Here is a 13,957-nt window from a genome sequence, read left to right as displayed (position 1 = left end):
ATCCTTATAGGTAACTGTCAGGCGTTTTCTTAAAGAGCATCCGCACAGGTTGAGCTGAGCATGGTAGTCAGCAACACTGGAGGCATGGTAAGTCCATTTTTTTCCAGGGCCGGACTGCAGGTACTCAGATGGTAACTGGCATGGGTGAGCAAATGCAGCAGGATCTCTTCACGCGTCATATCACCAGGCGTCCCATCGGTAAATGCGAATCGAACACCCTCAGTGGCCGTGTCTGCATCCAATGATACGGCATAGGCAATCAGCCAGTCGTTGCTGTTAGCGGCGTCTTGTCTTAAAAACTGGAGTTCAGGAGTGTCATCACTCACCGTCGACGTAAAACCATGGACTTCTCCGCTCAGATGTGCGCGGAAAATTTTATCTACAATATGAATATGATTAAGCCAGTATGATCCGGTGCGAACAATCTCAGGCACTGCATCGCATTCAGCAGAAAGTAACAGATCATGAAAGGCCATTTCCTGAAATTTTTTGAGCTCCATCAGGGTGACTAAAAGACCGGATGGCTTACGCATGATTATGTTCTCATTGTGCAAGGGCTGCTAATATCATCTTGTACTAAAATCAGGATGCTTTTTCGTTAACGGTCATGATGAATTTCAGAATGCTTTCGCCCTGGTTTTCATAGAAGTGGGGGGCATCGGTTCTCGCCGTCGCAGAGTAGCCGGTAATCACCTGAAAAAGGACATCCTTCACACCCAATGTCAGCGTTCCGGCCTGGACATAAAGCAGCTCAAGCGCTCCCGAAGGGTGTCCTGGCGAAGAAAACTTTTCCCCTGGCTGCATCTCCCACATCCAGAGTTCCGTCATGTCAGGTCCTCCTGAACCAGCAAGCAGCCTGGCACTTCCCCCCATTTCTCCCTTCCAGAGTTCAGGGATCTCAGCATCCGAAATAATGTGGACATCAGGCCGGGTGCTGACATCGACAAAATCTGCCACCGAGACGCCCATTGCAGCAGCAAGACGGCACAACAACGCAATGCTGGGGTTGGCCTTACATCCCTCAATCTCGACCAGCATGCCTTTACTGACATTCGCTCGCCTGGATAACTCGTCGAGCGACAATTTTTTTTGCTTGCGGTACTGCTTTATTCGATGTGACACGGCTTCGTTAACTGTACTAACATCAGCACCAGCATCGGTCACTAAATTGACTTTTTTGGTCATTGGTCGGTATCATGAGATAAATTGGTCATTACAGGATTATCACGTGTTCATTGTCTCTCCGTCAATCGCCCCTGAGGTATATGCTGTCGCGCCTGGTTTTCGGGCGCTTAGTATCTCAGTTCAGGCCGCGCCGGTACTAAATCCTCAGATCGGTGAAATGGCATTGAAAGATGCCTGTAAAGCTATTCTGGCGGGAGCGCCAGAATGGGCAGAATCTCACCTTGCAGCATGGGCTGAGGTTTTCCAGGCATTTGGTGCCAAACCCAAACGCACACCGTGTTCCGCTGACGCTCTGCGTAAACGCGTGCTTCGCGACGGCGATATGCCAGCTCTCGATCCGATTGTGGATATCTATAATGCCGTTAGTCTTCGGTATGCCGTTCCTGTTGGCGGCGAAAATATCGCTGCCTATCAGGGGTCACCGCGTCTGATCGTGGCAAAAGGTACAGAACCTTTTGATACTGTAAAAGACGGCGAACCCGCAGTTGAATTCCCGCCGCAAGGTGAAATTATCTGGTGTGATGATGCAGGAATAACCTGTCGCCGCTGGAATTGGCGGCAGGGGATCAGAACTCGCCTAAATGTGGACGCGCAGCAAATGTGGTTCATTCTGGAGAGCTTGCCGCAGATGCCGCTGGAGAAACTTTATGAGGCCGGGAAGATGTTGACCGACGGCCTTGAACAAATGATGCCGGGTGTGCAGTTTGACGTTACGCTCATCGAAGCGCAATGCACGTAATATCATTCAGGAGAGATAATTATGTTCACCGGCTTGTCTGCTTTTCCGTTAACCCCGGTCACCACCAGCGGTGTGGATGAACGGGGATTCAGGAAGATTCTGGCTCGCCTTAAGGCGGCTCGCGTTGATTCCATGGGTATTCTTGGCTCCACCGGCAGCTATGCATATCTGACCCGGGAGCAGCGCAAACGCATCGCGACGCAGGCAAAACAGCTCGCCGGGGATATTCCAGTAATGGTGTGCGTTGGTGCTCTCAGCACAGATGCAATTCTGCATCTGGCTGAGGATGCCCAGTCGGCTGGTGCTGATGCCCTGTTGCTGCCGGCGGTCAGCTACCAGTCCCTACGCAATGAAGAGGTTTTTGATCTTTTTGCGACGGTTACCCGGCAGGTGTCGGTACCGGTTTGTGTCTATGACAATCCGGGTACCACACATTTTACTTTTACCGATGAGCTGCATGGTCTTTTATCATCCCTGGAAGGTGTGCGTTCGGTAAAAATTCCTGGCGTGCCTGATAGCCCGACTGCTGCCCGCGAACGGGTGGATACATTACGCAAATATCTTCGCCCGGGCGTGACGATCGGGGTTAGTGGTGATGCTTTTGCCGGGTTGGGATTAAAGGCCGGTTGCGAAGTCTGGTACTCGGTGTGTGGCGGTTTGTTCCCGGAAACAGCCAAACAGATAACTGAGGCCGCAGCGGCAAACGATCATGCCCGCGTTACGGTTCTGACGACTCGCCTGGAGCCTTTGTGGGCGCTTTTCCGCAAACACGGCGGAAGCATTCGGGTGATCGCCGCTGCCGCTGGAGTACTAGGGCTTACCGATACGGACTGTTTACCCCGCCCTCTTCTTCCGTTGTCGGCAGGCGATATAGCGGAAATTGCCCGGGTGATAACAATGCTGGATCTGAAATAACTCTTCAACAGGATCGGCTGTCTGCCGATCCTGCTTAAATCAGGCCAGGTAGGCAAATCCATGACAACCCTTCGATATCCCCATCTTTATAGACACACCGGGCTTGTCCGCTATGCCTTTGCCGCAATGCTGGCGCGAATTGCAGATGGTGGTGGTGTGCTGGCGGTGATTTTACTGTGTCAGTCGTCTGAACAGTATTCTGCAGTACAGGATGGCTGGCAGCCTGTATTACTCTGCCACATATGCTGGGCCCATTTGTTGCCCGCAGTATCGACACGGCCAGAGATGGGCGTAAGGTGATTGTTGCTGACTGTTTGAGTTATGCAGGACTCACCGGACTCCTGACGGCGACCTTCGGTCATGTCCCCATATTCCTGACGGCATTACTTCTGATAGCCGCAGGTCTCTGTGGTCCACTTCTGACCGGTGGGATCAGCACTTTTTTGCCAGCCATTGCAGGGCCTGATCGGAGAAGCCAGCGCAGGGCCCAGGGTCTTGATGTTGCAACTTATGGATTCGGTGGCACCCTAGGTCCCTCTGCGGTTGCTGCCATTTCAGCATGGTTTTCACCTTCAGTTGCCTTTTACCTCTTGGCAATGGGTACCGTAATGTCGGCTTTCTTTATCATGAGGCTACCGGTTTCGTCAGAAACCCACGATGGTGAGCGTAAACATGTTTCGGGCGCTATTGCGACCATGGGCTTGATGATTAGAGATATGTGCCTGCGCCAGACACTGTATCTCACAATGGCCGTTGCTTTTGCTGTTGCAGTCCTGCCTGTTATTGCTGTCAACATGGCCGATGTACTTGGCATATCAGTCACTACAGCCGCTTTTCTAACCGTTGCCTATGGTGCGGGAAATCTGGCTGGCTCATTATGCCTGATGCTTATACCTCTCAGAGGTGAGCCTGACAGGCTGATGTTGAATACTGGATGGATGATTGTCGCAGGCTTGCTCTCCATCTTTATGGTAAGCAGCTTTTTACCGCTATTTATATACTTCTTAATCACGGGGATGCTCAATTCCACTTTTTTTGCCGCCACACTTGCCGCGCGTAGTGAATATTCCCCGCCTTTCTGTCGAGGTCAGGTTTATGTCTGGGTTGGGGCCATGAAGATCACAGCAGGCTCATTTGGTACCGCAGTTGCAGGACAATTGATGACTCTGGGAACCTATTCACCTCTCATTTTAAGCCTGAGTGTGCTGGTGACAACACTTATTGCGTCACTTGCGGGTCGTACGTTTCAGCACTAAGACATAAGCCGATAATTCACAAATGTAATTTCCGCCACACCCAACATATTTTTTTAAAGCTCTCACACCAGAAAGGATATCAGCATGATGAATATGGGAGGTTTTTTACATATTAGAGAAAATGCGCCACCAAGGTTGTTTATATTATTTATATTTCCTCTCAGGCAAGTTGATATTAGCGGACAGTCATACGCTATCTGAAACATCCGGAAACACTGGCCAGTAAAATACTGGTACTCCAAACTCATATATCGATTCATAATTTAATGGGCTCAGTTTGAGAACAAACACTTCGTATATAGATTTAAATTACTATCAACCTTATAAAGAGCTTAGTGTTTAGTTACATAATGGAGCAGAATTTTTGAATTTGACCCTTGCAAATCAAGCGCAATTGCATCTGTGTTGAGGGTCAAGTATTTATTCCTAACGCCGCCAGCAATGTACTGATTTTAGGCGAACGATGGCGCGATTTTGCATAAATTAATGAAAGCGGAATCGAAGCCTCGGAGTATTCTTGTAGTAGCTCGACCAATTTACCGTTTTCCAGATATTTACCGACCGCAAAGTCCATTATTTGAACAACTCCCATTCCGCTGAGTGCCGCCTCTAACAGTACATCCGCAGTATCGACGACCAGATTACCCTTAATATCAAAAGCCTGCTGTTCTCCCGCTATAGAATAAAACCACTTTGTGCTACGCCCAGTTTTCTGTGCTTTAACAGCCAGACAGTTATGCTGTACCAGTTCCGCTGGCTCTTTAGGAATTCCGTGGCTGTTTAAATATTCCGGTGACGCAACGGTGACAAAACGTAAATGCTTAATAGTTCTGGCGATAAGCCGTGAGTCCTGTACGCTTCCAATTCTAATCGCCGCGTCAAAGCCTTCTTCCACCAAATCAACCAATCGGTCAGTCATAACCGCATCAATTGTTAATGCCGGATATCTGTCCAGGATCTCTTTGAGCGTAGGAATAATTACCAATCGACCATAAGCAGAAGGTGTCGTTATTTTTAGTTCACCTTCAGGGAATACAGTTCTGCCGGTAATCGAATGCCCAACCTCATCCATTTCATGCATCAGGCTTCTTGAGGATTCATATAAAAAAAAGCCATCGGTAGTCAGACTTACAGAGTGGGTATTGCGGTTAAGCAAGGTAACACGAAGGTCGAGCTCAAGTCTGGTTATTGCACGTGAGACCCCTGATTGGGTGAGGCCCAATGCCTGCGCAGCTTTGGTAAAACTCTGCGTTTCCCCTACCTTGATAAAGATTTTAAGCGCGTTTAAATCCATAAGTTTTCTCTTGCATCTCTTACACGAACATCTATGCCTCGTGGAGGTATAAAGATACAAAAAAAACTGACAGAAGTTAAATATCAATGTGTGATTAGTTAAAAGATAACGCTATGTCGCCACAATTATTGCAATATGCTTGCGTGGCGACATCATAGAGGACTATGTACGAGTTGAGCTTAGTCCTGAGGTACGTTGAGCGTGACTTTACCTGGAGCGAGAAGCTGCAGGAAATCCTGTTTAATGACTTTATCCCAATTACCAATATTATCCGCGTAAACTTTGATGATCTTCTCGGAAATGAGATTGAGCAAGGTGCTTAAATCTTCTCCGGCCGGGGAATAATCCTTATAAGAAATCAGATCGATTCCTCGTGATACCAAAATTGTGGTGTCTATGCTCGCCACCTGCCCCGAGGCAACGCCAAGAATGAGAACCTTGCCATCGGGAACAACATTTTCTAATAAATGGCCCAGTAAATCACCACCGACGGTATCGACCAGAGCATCGAAAGCTTCTTCAAAGGGATATTCTTTTGCTGATACTATCGCGTCGGGTTTAACGTCGCTGTTTTGCAGCCAGTCCAATCCACGCTGGCTGTTGGCCACCGCAGTGACTTTTATGCCTGCGTGCTTTGCTAGCTGAATCAATAAATGCCCGACACCGCCCGTTGCGCCGGTAACGGCCAGAGACTGACCCGGCTGCAATTGAAGGGCCCGCAGAGAACGTAGCGCCGTTAATCCTGCCACCGGCAACGCAGCTGCAACCGCTGCAGGTACACTCTCTGGCACGATAGCGACATTGGCACGGTCGACAACGCGATATTGGCTCCAGGCACCTGAAAAACTCAATGTTAATACCCGCTGCCCAATTTTCGGTCCTTGACCGTCGGCGCTCGTCTCGGTCACAATACCAAATGCATCCCAACCGGCAGGCTTATCCGATTCCCACGGAAAGTCTAACTCACCCCGATTGAGTGATATATTGGTAACTTTGATTAAAATATCACTTTCCGTCCTTCTTACCGGCCTCTGTAAGCTGGTGAATTCAAAACCACCGCTATCCGATTTCACAATTGCTTGCACGTTTTCACTCATTGTCATTCTCCTTTGAGATATTTAAGCATTCACAGAAACCCATTAAATAACATCTAAAAAAATATTATTATCTCTTTTTATGATAAGCTAAGAACGATTTGACAACCAAAATAAAACATCGCAACATCCGAAAATAACACGACAACTATGCAAACCATCAGGTTATATTGATGAAAAAAGTCATAACAATTATGATTCATATTATGTTTACAAAATCTTATGGAAGGGGGTATTAGTTCATTACTGTTAATCACATCGAGCATTTTTATGAACAAGACACTCCCAGCGGCAATATACGTTTTAGGTTTTACCCTTTTTGCCATGACAACATCTGAATACATGGTTGCTGGATTAATTACATCCATGTCATCTGATCTAGGAGTTTCCATTCCTAAAGTTGGATACTTAATAACCATTTATTCCTTAGGTATGGTTTTCGGCGGCCCTTTCCTTGCGACGTTTTTAGTTAAACTCAGCAATAAAGCAGCATTATTGACTATTACCGGTATATTTCTTGTCGCCCAAGTCGTCGCAACCGTTTCTGCAACTTATGATCTATTAGCAGTAGCGAGGTTTGCGACCGGATTATCTTCGGCAGCTTTCTTCGGTTTTGCGCTGTTGACAGCGGCAAAAATGGTTCCACCTGAACGCTTCGGCGTTGCAGCCTCCATCGTATTGGGCGGGATGATGATAGCGACGGTGGCGGGACTGCCACTATCAGCAATACTTGATCAGTATTATGGCTGGAGAGTTTCCTTCGCATTAATTATTGTCCTTACAGCTTTAGCTGGAATAGGTATTATACTGATTGTTCCTAAATTTCAGGCGGAGGTTAAGGGCAGCATTAAAGCTGAATTCAGCTCTATTGTAAACAGTTCAATATGGGGCGCGTTTATTACAAGCTTCTTTATTATTGCTGCAACATTCGCTACATTCAGTTACTTCGTTCCCTATTTTGAAAACACTGTCGGCTTCGATACTCCATATATCCCAGCTATTCTTTTTGCTTACGGTGCATTCACTGTAGTTGGTAACTTTCTGGTGGGTAGGCTAGCAGATAAATCTCCGATTAAAGTTGTTTTCACCGGTAGTGTCGTGCTGGTACTTGCACTTTGTGGGCTTTATACCTTCTACGATAATAAAATATTAGTGCTGGTATCTGTAATGATTTTAGGACTTACTGGTATTACCCTCACTCCTGCCATGTCCTCACGCGTGTTTAAAGCAGCACCTAATACTTCATTAATTAACACTATGCATACCTCCGTAATCTGTCTTGGAGTAGTAATTGGTTCATGGGCCGGTGGCTATGCCATCGACCAAGGTTATGGCTACCGTGCACCAACTCTCATCGGCATTTTTCTAGCTGGATTGGCGATTGTCACCTTACTCCCTGTTTTGAGAAACAACCGTTACGATACGCCTGCTGTCAATCCTCAGGCAAATATCTGACTTTACCAATAGGAATAGACCATGAACAGTGAAACTAATTCATTAGGCTATGAAAGTAACATTCAAACTATTCCGGAATCGCATTTATTTACCGAAAAAAAATACAAGCATGGGATCCCAATAATTTACCACAGCGAGAGTGATAAAATTATCGACCAAAGCTGCGAGGCAAGGCTATCAGATGACACGCCTAATAAAAAATCATTCACACATAAAATATTTGTTATACGAAAATGCAAGCCGGAGCATATAGGAGACATTTTCCTGCGGCCATCAGAAAATGATAATAGCAGCATAATTCTGGACATTAACATCCATACGCCGCTAGGAGAAAAAATAAAAACCGGACTATTTCGTAAACTTTCAATTCTTTTATTTGAAAAATATAAGACACTGAGAGTTGAGACTCGCATTTTAATTGATCATCATAAAATCATTAATAGCCTCATATTGAGCGGGTACACTTTTGCAGGTATTTTACAAAAATTTAAGTCAAATTCAGAGCTAGAGGAATTTGCAGTATTTTCATTATTGAAGGATCAAACTAATACGGGAAAAAGCCTATTATTCCCTGCAGTGGATAGTAATATTTATCGCGATGAAAAAATTGCACTACGTTTAGCTGAACCAAAAGACGCATTATGTATATGGTTAGAGCAATCAAATCCTGAATCATCGAAGTGGGGTTTATTCGAAACAGCATCACTTGATGAAATAAAACAAAAAATTAGGCGTTGCGGGCTTAATTCAGCCGTAGGCCCTAATATATTACTAACTATTATAGAATGCTCAACTGGTAATGCTGTAGGAAAAATTGTTATCCGCAATGTTGTACCACCTCATGTAGGTGATGTTGGTTACGGGATATTGCCGGAATATCGTGGTTTGGGCTATGCCGTAAGGGCACTGAATCTTCTGAAAAAATGGGCCTTTAACGAAGCGGGCTATGTCCGTTTAGAACTTGGTGTCAAAGAAGGCAATATCGCGTCAGAAAGAGTCGCGCAAAAGGGAGGGTTTGAATTTGAGGGTGTGCGTCCGGGGAGATTAAAAAACCACGATGGTTCATACAGTAATGAAATGCACTATTTTTTTCTTAACCCGAACGTTAGCTATCGCAAAATAGGGGATTGAAAAATGAGCGAAAGTTTTATCTCACTTCTTGAAGAGCATTTAGATCATAGAAACGTCGTCGCCTATGCAAATACACCGAATGATGTTGGCGAATATACTTCCCCATCTGTTTCTGGTCGGGTGGATGTTTCCAGTATCGAACAAGTAATTCGCATTGTTAAGCTGGCAGATCAATATGATGGAGAAACAGCGCTTTATCCCTACTCAACTGGATACAATTGGGGGTTAGGTTCAACAAAATCTCCATCAGATAACACTGTGCAGTTAAAGCTCAACGGACTAAATAAAATTCGCGAGATTAATATCGCAGAGGGTTACGCTGTCATTGAGCCAGGTGTGACGCAGGGAACATTATCGCGAAAATTACTTAACACTAATCGTTTTATTAATGTCACAGCCTCATCTGCAGAAACGAGTTTTTTAGGTAATGCTCTTGACCGGGGCGTGGGGTTGAGGCACCAACGTACAGAAGATCTTCTCGGCCTAGAGATTGTTCTCGCCAACGGAACATTACACCGAGTGGGTTGGTGGCCGGAACAGGGAAAACAAAGTGCACTATACTCCCATGGGATTGGCCCTTCACTGGTACAATTTTTCACCCAATCGAATCTCGGAATTATAACCGGTGGCGTTGTACGACTACTTAATCGACCAGAAAAATCTCGCGTCGCCTATATTTCCTTTTCCCCCGAAAACTTAGAGTACGCTATCAATACTTTCCAGCACTGGTCAGCACAAGGGTTAATTCACGGAGTACTTAAGATTTATGATGAAACCTCAACACTGACGTATGGTGCAAATAAGGGCGAATTTCTCGTTCACCTGCCCATTTCTGGAGCAGCCTCAGTGGTTTCGGCACTTTCCATCGCGCTAGAAACCGAGTTTGTAAAAGCTGGTGAGAAATTCATCTCTTTGGTCTGGAGCGACAGCTCTACGAATCCTTATCAGGATGATATCGTCGCCAATTTAGTAGCCGCTGCCTATCAAGGGGATACTAAATATCATGATATCCTTCTGGAGAAGACGCTCGGTACTACACCGACTGAAATAGATACCGAAGGCAAAGGCTGGATATTTTTCTTGCCTCTGCTTCCTTTTAGCGGTCAGGCCATTAAACAGGCTTATCTACATTTTGACGATATCTTCGAGTCTACTGGCGTGCGCTGCGGCGCCACAATTAATACACTGAGTGATCAGATTATTGATCTCGTCGTATCCATTCGTTTTGAGCGCGAGGAAGAGGAAATAAAAAAAGCTCATCAGGCTCTGAAACTTCTTCATGAAAAATTTAGTGCCTCAGGTTTTTATCCTTATCGTTTGGACGTCGAACATCCTCTCACTAATAGTCGTAATGCCAGAACGCTTCGTGAAGGTGAAATCATCAGAAGTTTGCAAAAAACGTTAGATCCAAAGGGAATTTTCGCATCAGGGCGATATAGTTATTAATAATAACCCATATGTACTTTTAAGATTTAATTATATAGGTTCATTTATTGAGGCATATCCATGATAACTCATGAAGCAAATTCATTTAGCAATATATTGGTTAATCTAAGAGATTTACGCGGAAAATTGCGTAACTCCGCTCGTGAAATAGAAGAGCATCGCAGGATACCACTCAATATTATTGAAAGGCTACGTGGCATTGGGATATTTGGAATGTGTTTCCCGCAATCATGGGGCGGTGCCGGACTGACGTCGATTGAGCAAATCCTTGTGCTGGAAGAACTCGCCCGGGGCGATACTGCTACCGCCTGGTGCGCCATGATCGGTTGTGACTCAGGTATTTATTCAGGTTTCTTGGAAGAAAAAAGCGCCAAAGAGATCTTTCCACACGCCAATCTGGCCGTGGCGGGTTGGATACACCCGCAGGGAAAAGCCGAGATAGTTGATGGCGGCTACATCGTCACTGGCAAATGGCGTTTTGCCAGCGGATCGCCTCATGGCGATGTCATCTCGGCAGGTTGCTTCCTCTACCGTAACGGCAATCTTATACTGGATGATAACTGCAAGCCCCTTTGGCGAGTCATGCTGGCGCGTCCTGCCGACTACCTTTTTTCCGATACCTGGTTCACCACCGGCCTGCGGGGAAGCGGCAGTCAGGACTACTCAACGCAAGAATTGTTCATTCCCGAACAGCACGCGTTCAATTTCTCGGCGCCAAAACGTCAAGGGCCACTGCACAAAACGCCGGATGCAATTTTACGCAAAATGGCCGGTATCCCGCTGGGGCTTGCGAGAGCCTGTCTGGACTATATCTACGACGTCGCCGACGACCGCACAGACAGAATCAATGATGTGAAATGGCGAAACTCAAAGCGCGTACAGACGGCGGTGGCTAACGCAGAGAATCAGTTATTTATCACCAGAAACGCCGTGCTCACCAGCGTAAGTACATTATGGGAGGCGCTCGAAGCCGATGCTGCTCATGACGATATTACTCATTGGCGCGTGCAGTCAGCTTTGAGTCGAAGAAATGCCTTTCAAACCGCACGAACCATCGTTTCAAGCTTGTATGACCTACAGGGTGGGGGTTCTATCTACACCCATGAAACACCTTTTGACCGCGCATTACGTGATATCAACACCATTTGCCAGCACGCTGTCGCGCAGGAAAAAGTCCTGCAGGTGTGCGGCGATATTCTCCTTGGTGGCAAAGTCGAAGATTACTTTATATAAGGAAGAGAACCGATGAGTGGTATTTTTTCGCAAAAGAAAATTCTTGTAACCGGCGCAGGCAGTGGACTTGGCAGAGAAATAGCCTTGGCATTTTCACGACTTGGCGGAACCGTTATTCTTGCAGGTCGAAATACACAGAAACTCGAAGAAACGGCACAAGCGATCTCCGAGACTCTTGGCAAATCATGGGTTATTCCTTTCGACGTAAATAATAATCAATCAATAGATAACCTGTTTGATGGAATAAAAAATAAAGTCGGCACTCTTGATATTGCCGTTAATAACGCCGGAGTATTTTCTTTTGGTTTTGTCGATGAAACCCCCAGTGAAGACTTTAATCACGTATTCACTACTAATGTCATTGGTTTGTTTGAAAGTCTGAAGCGCGAACTTCAGTCGATGAAAGAAAACCGGGCCGGGACTATCGTTAATATTTCATCAAATATGTCTATCGGGCTGAATATTCCGGGCACGGCGGCCTACACCGCTTCAAAGGCTGCCGTCGATGCTTTGACCCGAGTCTCGGCAAAAGAGGCTATCACGCACGGCGTGCGGGTTTTCTCAATAAACCCTGGCCCATTGGCCACCGAAATGACCCAACTTCCCGGCGAATCGGCGGCAGACCGTGACAAAAGATGGCGCGATTTGATCCCCATTGGGCGTATTGGCGATGTTAAAGAGATCGCTGAAGCCATTATTTGGTCCTGCTCAGGCCAGTCTGACTACTTAGTGGGTTCACGAATAGTTATCGATGGTGGCCACTCTCTTTAAATTATTATTTCTGAGGTATAGATCATGCAGCCATTTATTATTAGAGACAATGAAGGCGTTCCGCTCTGGTTAAATAACGACACTTATACTATAAAGCTGGATAAAGAAAATACCGGGGGGAACATTTCTATTATCCAGGGTTTTGTGGGTCCAGGTGGGGGGCCAATCTGGCATCTTCATGAAGACGCTGATGAGATTTTTTATGTACTAGATGGACAATTAACAGTAAGAGCCGGAGAAATTATTTTCCATGCCAATCCAGGCGATTTTGTTTATGTTCCCAAGGGGATTTATCATCAATTTAGAAACAACAGTATTAAACCTATCAAGATATTACTGATGTTCTCTCCTGCTGGATTCGAAGGGTTCTTTAGGGAAACAGGAATCGTAGCAAAACAGGGCGTTATACCACCACTACATATTCATGATGCCGAAGCAAACAGACGGGCTATTAAGATTGGTGGGAAATACCTTTCTTTTGTTCCAGACTTTGAAAACCCCGATGTTAATCCAAATTTGTAAGAAACCAAAATGCCGCGAAGTCTTTGCGGCAGTTTTATATTAAAAATAAATCTGAACGGGTGTTACTTAAAAAACCATCTAACCTTTCATCAATCGTTATTCTTTATTCATCTTATGAGAGGGTATTACATTTATCAGCACGGATATGTAAAAGGAGATATGTTATGTCAGACAGACTCGCTTTTTTTAAGAATAAAAATGTAAACTCAGACTGGTTAACTATCAAAGAAGCAGTTAAAGCATCAAAGAAAAAGGGCATTAGAAAAATACTAGAAAGTGATATCTATCGATATGCTCTGCAGGGAAAAATCCTCCTTTCGATATACTTTCAGTCTCCAATTTCCTTGAGGAAAATAAAATCCTATAACCATAAATTAAAGCTAAAGCCTAAAGATAATAACTTACCGGACGACAAAATTAAATTGGATGAAATCGATTTTTTTAGCGAGAGTAACTTAACTTTCAGCACCGAAGGTAAATATTTTCACACTGATCATGGCGTCATTGATACAAATCTTTTTGGATATGAATATTTCCTCATACAATGCCTACTTGCTCACAATCTAAAAATACCATCACCTGTACTTAGAGGGAACAATAACTATGGCATCACTGTTTCCTTATCAGGGGAAACCTTTCTAGTTCACAATAGAATTTCATTACGCAATGGAATATCATTAAACAGCATAGATTTAAGCTTTAATGATGCCTATTTACCTATTTATAACTTACCGAAGGATGCATGTTTTGTTATCAGGAAAACTGAGTTAAATAAACTATTCAACAGGCTGGCTGGAAAAAAAATCACCCTCGGATTCTTCCACACGCATATCATCCCCTCTATCAAGACTATTTTGGCTTGCCTGTAGAAATAATGAAACTATCAGCCCGTTGATAGGAAAGCCTTACAAGTTGC

Annotated in this window: 14 protein-coding genes; 10 read left to right on the top strand and 4 right to left on the bottom strand. The window is 45.2% G+C overall.

Going from position 1 to position 13,957, the window contains the following annotated elements:
• Window positions 1-29 precede the first annotated feature (29 nt).
• A complete protein-coding gene (locus ACK5JN_RS17920) occupies window positions 30-533 on the bottom strand; it encodes a DinB family protein (RefSeq protein WP_416871392.1) in 504 nt (167 codons plus the stop codon).
• Window positions 534-582: 49 nt separating this feature from the next.
• Entirely contained in the window at window positions 583-1,185 is a 603-nt protein-coding gene (locus tag ACK5JN_RS17915; protein WP_416871391.1) for a helix-turn-helix domain-containing protein, read from the bottom strand.
• A 43-nt stretch (window positions 1,186-1,228) separates the two neighbouring features.
• Between ACK5JN_RS17915 and ACK5JN_RS17910 the strand changes: the two genes are divergently transcribed.
• From ACK5JN_RS17910 to ACK5JN_RS17900, 3 genes are all read left to right on the top strand, one after another.
• Window positions 1,229-1,924 carry a B3/4 domain-containing protein gene (locus ACK5JN_RS17910; protein ID WP_416871390.1) on the top strand — a complete coding sequence of 232 codons (696 nt, stop codon included), beginning with the start codon at window positions 1,229-1,231 and terminating at the stop codon, window positions 1,922-1,924.
• A 21-nt stretch (window positions 1,925-1,945) separates the two neighbouring features.
• Entirely contained in the window at window positions 1,946-2,839 is an 894-nt protein-coding gene (locus tag ACK5JN_RS17905) for a dihydrodipicolinate synthase family protein (protein WP_416871389.1), read from the top strand.
• Window positions 2,840-3,081: 242 nt separating this feature from the next.
• Window positions 3,082-4,095: an MFS transporter gene (locus ACK5JN_RS17900; RefSeq protein WP_416871388.1), complete on the top strand. Its 1,014-nt coding sequence runs from the start codon at window positions 3,082-3,084 to the stop codon at window positions 4,093-4,095.
• Window positions 4,096-4,507: 412 nt separating this feature from the next.
• Here the strand turns inward: ACK5JN_RS17900 and ACK5JN_RS17895 are convergent, their stop codons facing one another.
• Both ACK5JN_RS17895 and ACK5JN_RS17890 read right to left on the bottom strand, forming a co-directional pair.
• On the bottom strand, window positions 4,508-5,389 hold the full coding sequence (locus tag ACK5JN_RS17895; RefSeq protein ID WP_416871387.1) for a LysR family transcriptional regulator: 882 nt from the start codon (window positions 5,387-5,389) through the stop codon (window positions 4,508-4,510).
• Between the two features lie 179 nt (window positions 5,390-5,568).
• Window positions 5,569-6,486, bottom strand: a complete 918-nt coding sequence (locus ACK5JN_RS17890) for a zinc-binding dehydrogenase (RefSeq protein ID WP_416871386.1) — start codon at window positions 6,484-6,486, stop codon at window positions 5,569-5,571.
• A 267-nt stretch (window positions 6,487-6,753) separates the two neighbouring features.
• On the opposite strand from ACK5JN_RS17890, the gene ACK5JN_RS17885 reads away from it, so the two are divergent.
• From ACK5JN_RS17885 to ACK5JN_RS17855, 7 genes are all read left to right on the top strand, one after another.
• Window positions 6,754-7,938, top strand: coding sequence for an MFS transporter (locus ACK5JN_RS17885; protein ID WP_416871385.1), 1,185 nt, complete (start codon window positions 6,754-6,756; stop codon window positions 7,936-7,938).
• 21 nt (window positions 7,939-7,959) lie between these two features.
• On the top strand, window positions 7,960-9,069 hold the full coding sequence (locus ACK5JN_RS17880; protein WP_416871384.1) for a GNAT family N-acetyltransferase: 1,110 nt from the start codon (window positions 7,960-7,962) through the stop codon (window positions 9,067-9,069).
• A gap of 3 nt (window positions 9,070-9,072) precedes the next feature.
• Window positions 9,073-10,515 (top strand): FAD-binding oxidoreductase, encoded by a 1,443-nt coding sequence (locus tag ACK5JN_RS17875; protein WP_416871383.1) that lies wholly within the window; start codon window positions 9,073-9,075, stop codon window positions 10,513-10,515.
• 60 nt (window positions 10,516-10,575) lie between these two features.
• Window positions 10,576-11,748 carry an acyl-CoA dehydrogenase family protein gene (locus tag ACK5JN_RS17870; RefSeq protein WP_416871382.1) on the top strand — a complete coding sequence of 391 codons (1,173 nt, stop codon included), beginning with the start codon at window positions 10,576-10,578 and terminating at the stop codon, window positions 11,746-11,748.
• A gap of 12 nt (window positions 11,749-11,760) precedes the next feature.
• Window positions 11,761-12,519: an SDR family NAD(P)-dependent oxidoreductase gene (locus tag ACK5JN_RS17865; protein ID WP_416871381.1), complete on the top strand. Its 759-nt coding sequence runs from the start codon at window positions 11,761-11,763 to the stop codon at window positions 12,517-12,519.
• A 24-nt stretch (window positions 12,520-12,543) separates the two neighbouring features.
• Window positions 12,544-13,041 carry a cupin domain-containing protein gene (locus ACK5JN_RS17860; protein ID WP_117119701.1) on the top strand — a complete coding sequence of 166 codons (498 nt, stop codon included), beginning with the start codon at window positions 12,544-12,546 and terminating at the stop codon, window positions 13,039-13,041.
• Window positions 13,042-13,205: 164 nt separating this feature from the next.
• On the top strand, window positions 13,206-13,910 hold the full coding sequence (locus tag ACK5JN_RS17855; RefSeq protein ID WP_416871380.1) for a hypothetical protein: 705 nt from the start codon (window positions 13,206-13,208) through the stop codon (window positions 13,908-13,910).
• Window positions 13,911-13,957 lie beyond the last annotated feature (47 nt).

The sequence above is a fragment of the Kluyvera sp. genome (assembly GCF_047971185.1).
Lineage (GTDB): Bacteria > Pseudomonadota > Gammaproteobacteria > Enterobacterales > Enterobacteriaceae > Kluyvera.
Note: the sequence above shows the minus strand (reverse complement) of the source record. Positions and strands in the feature narration are given on the sequence as shown.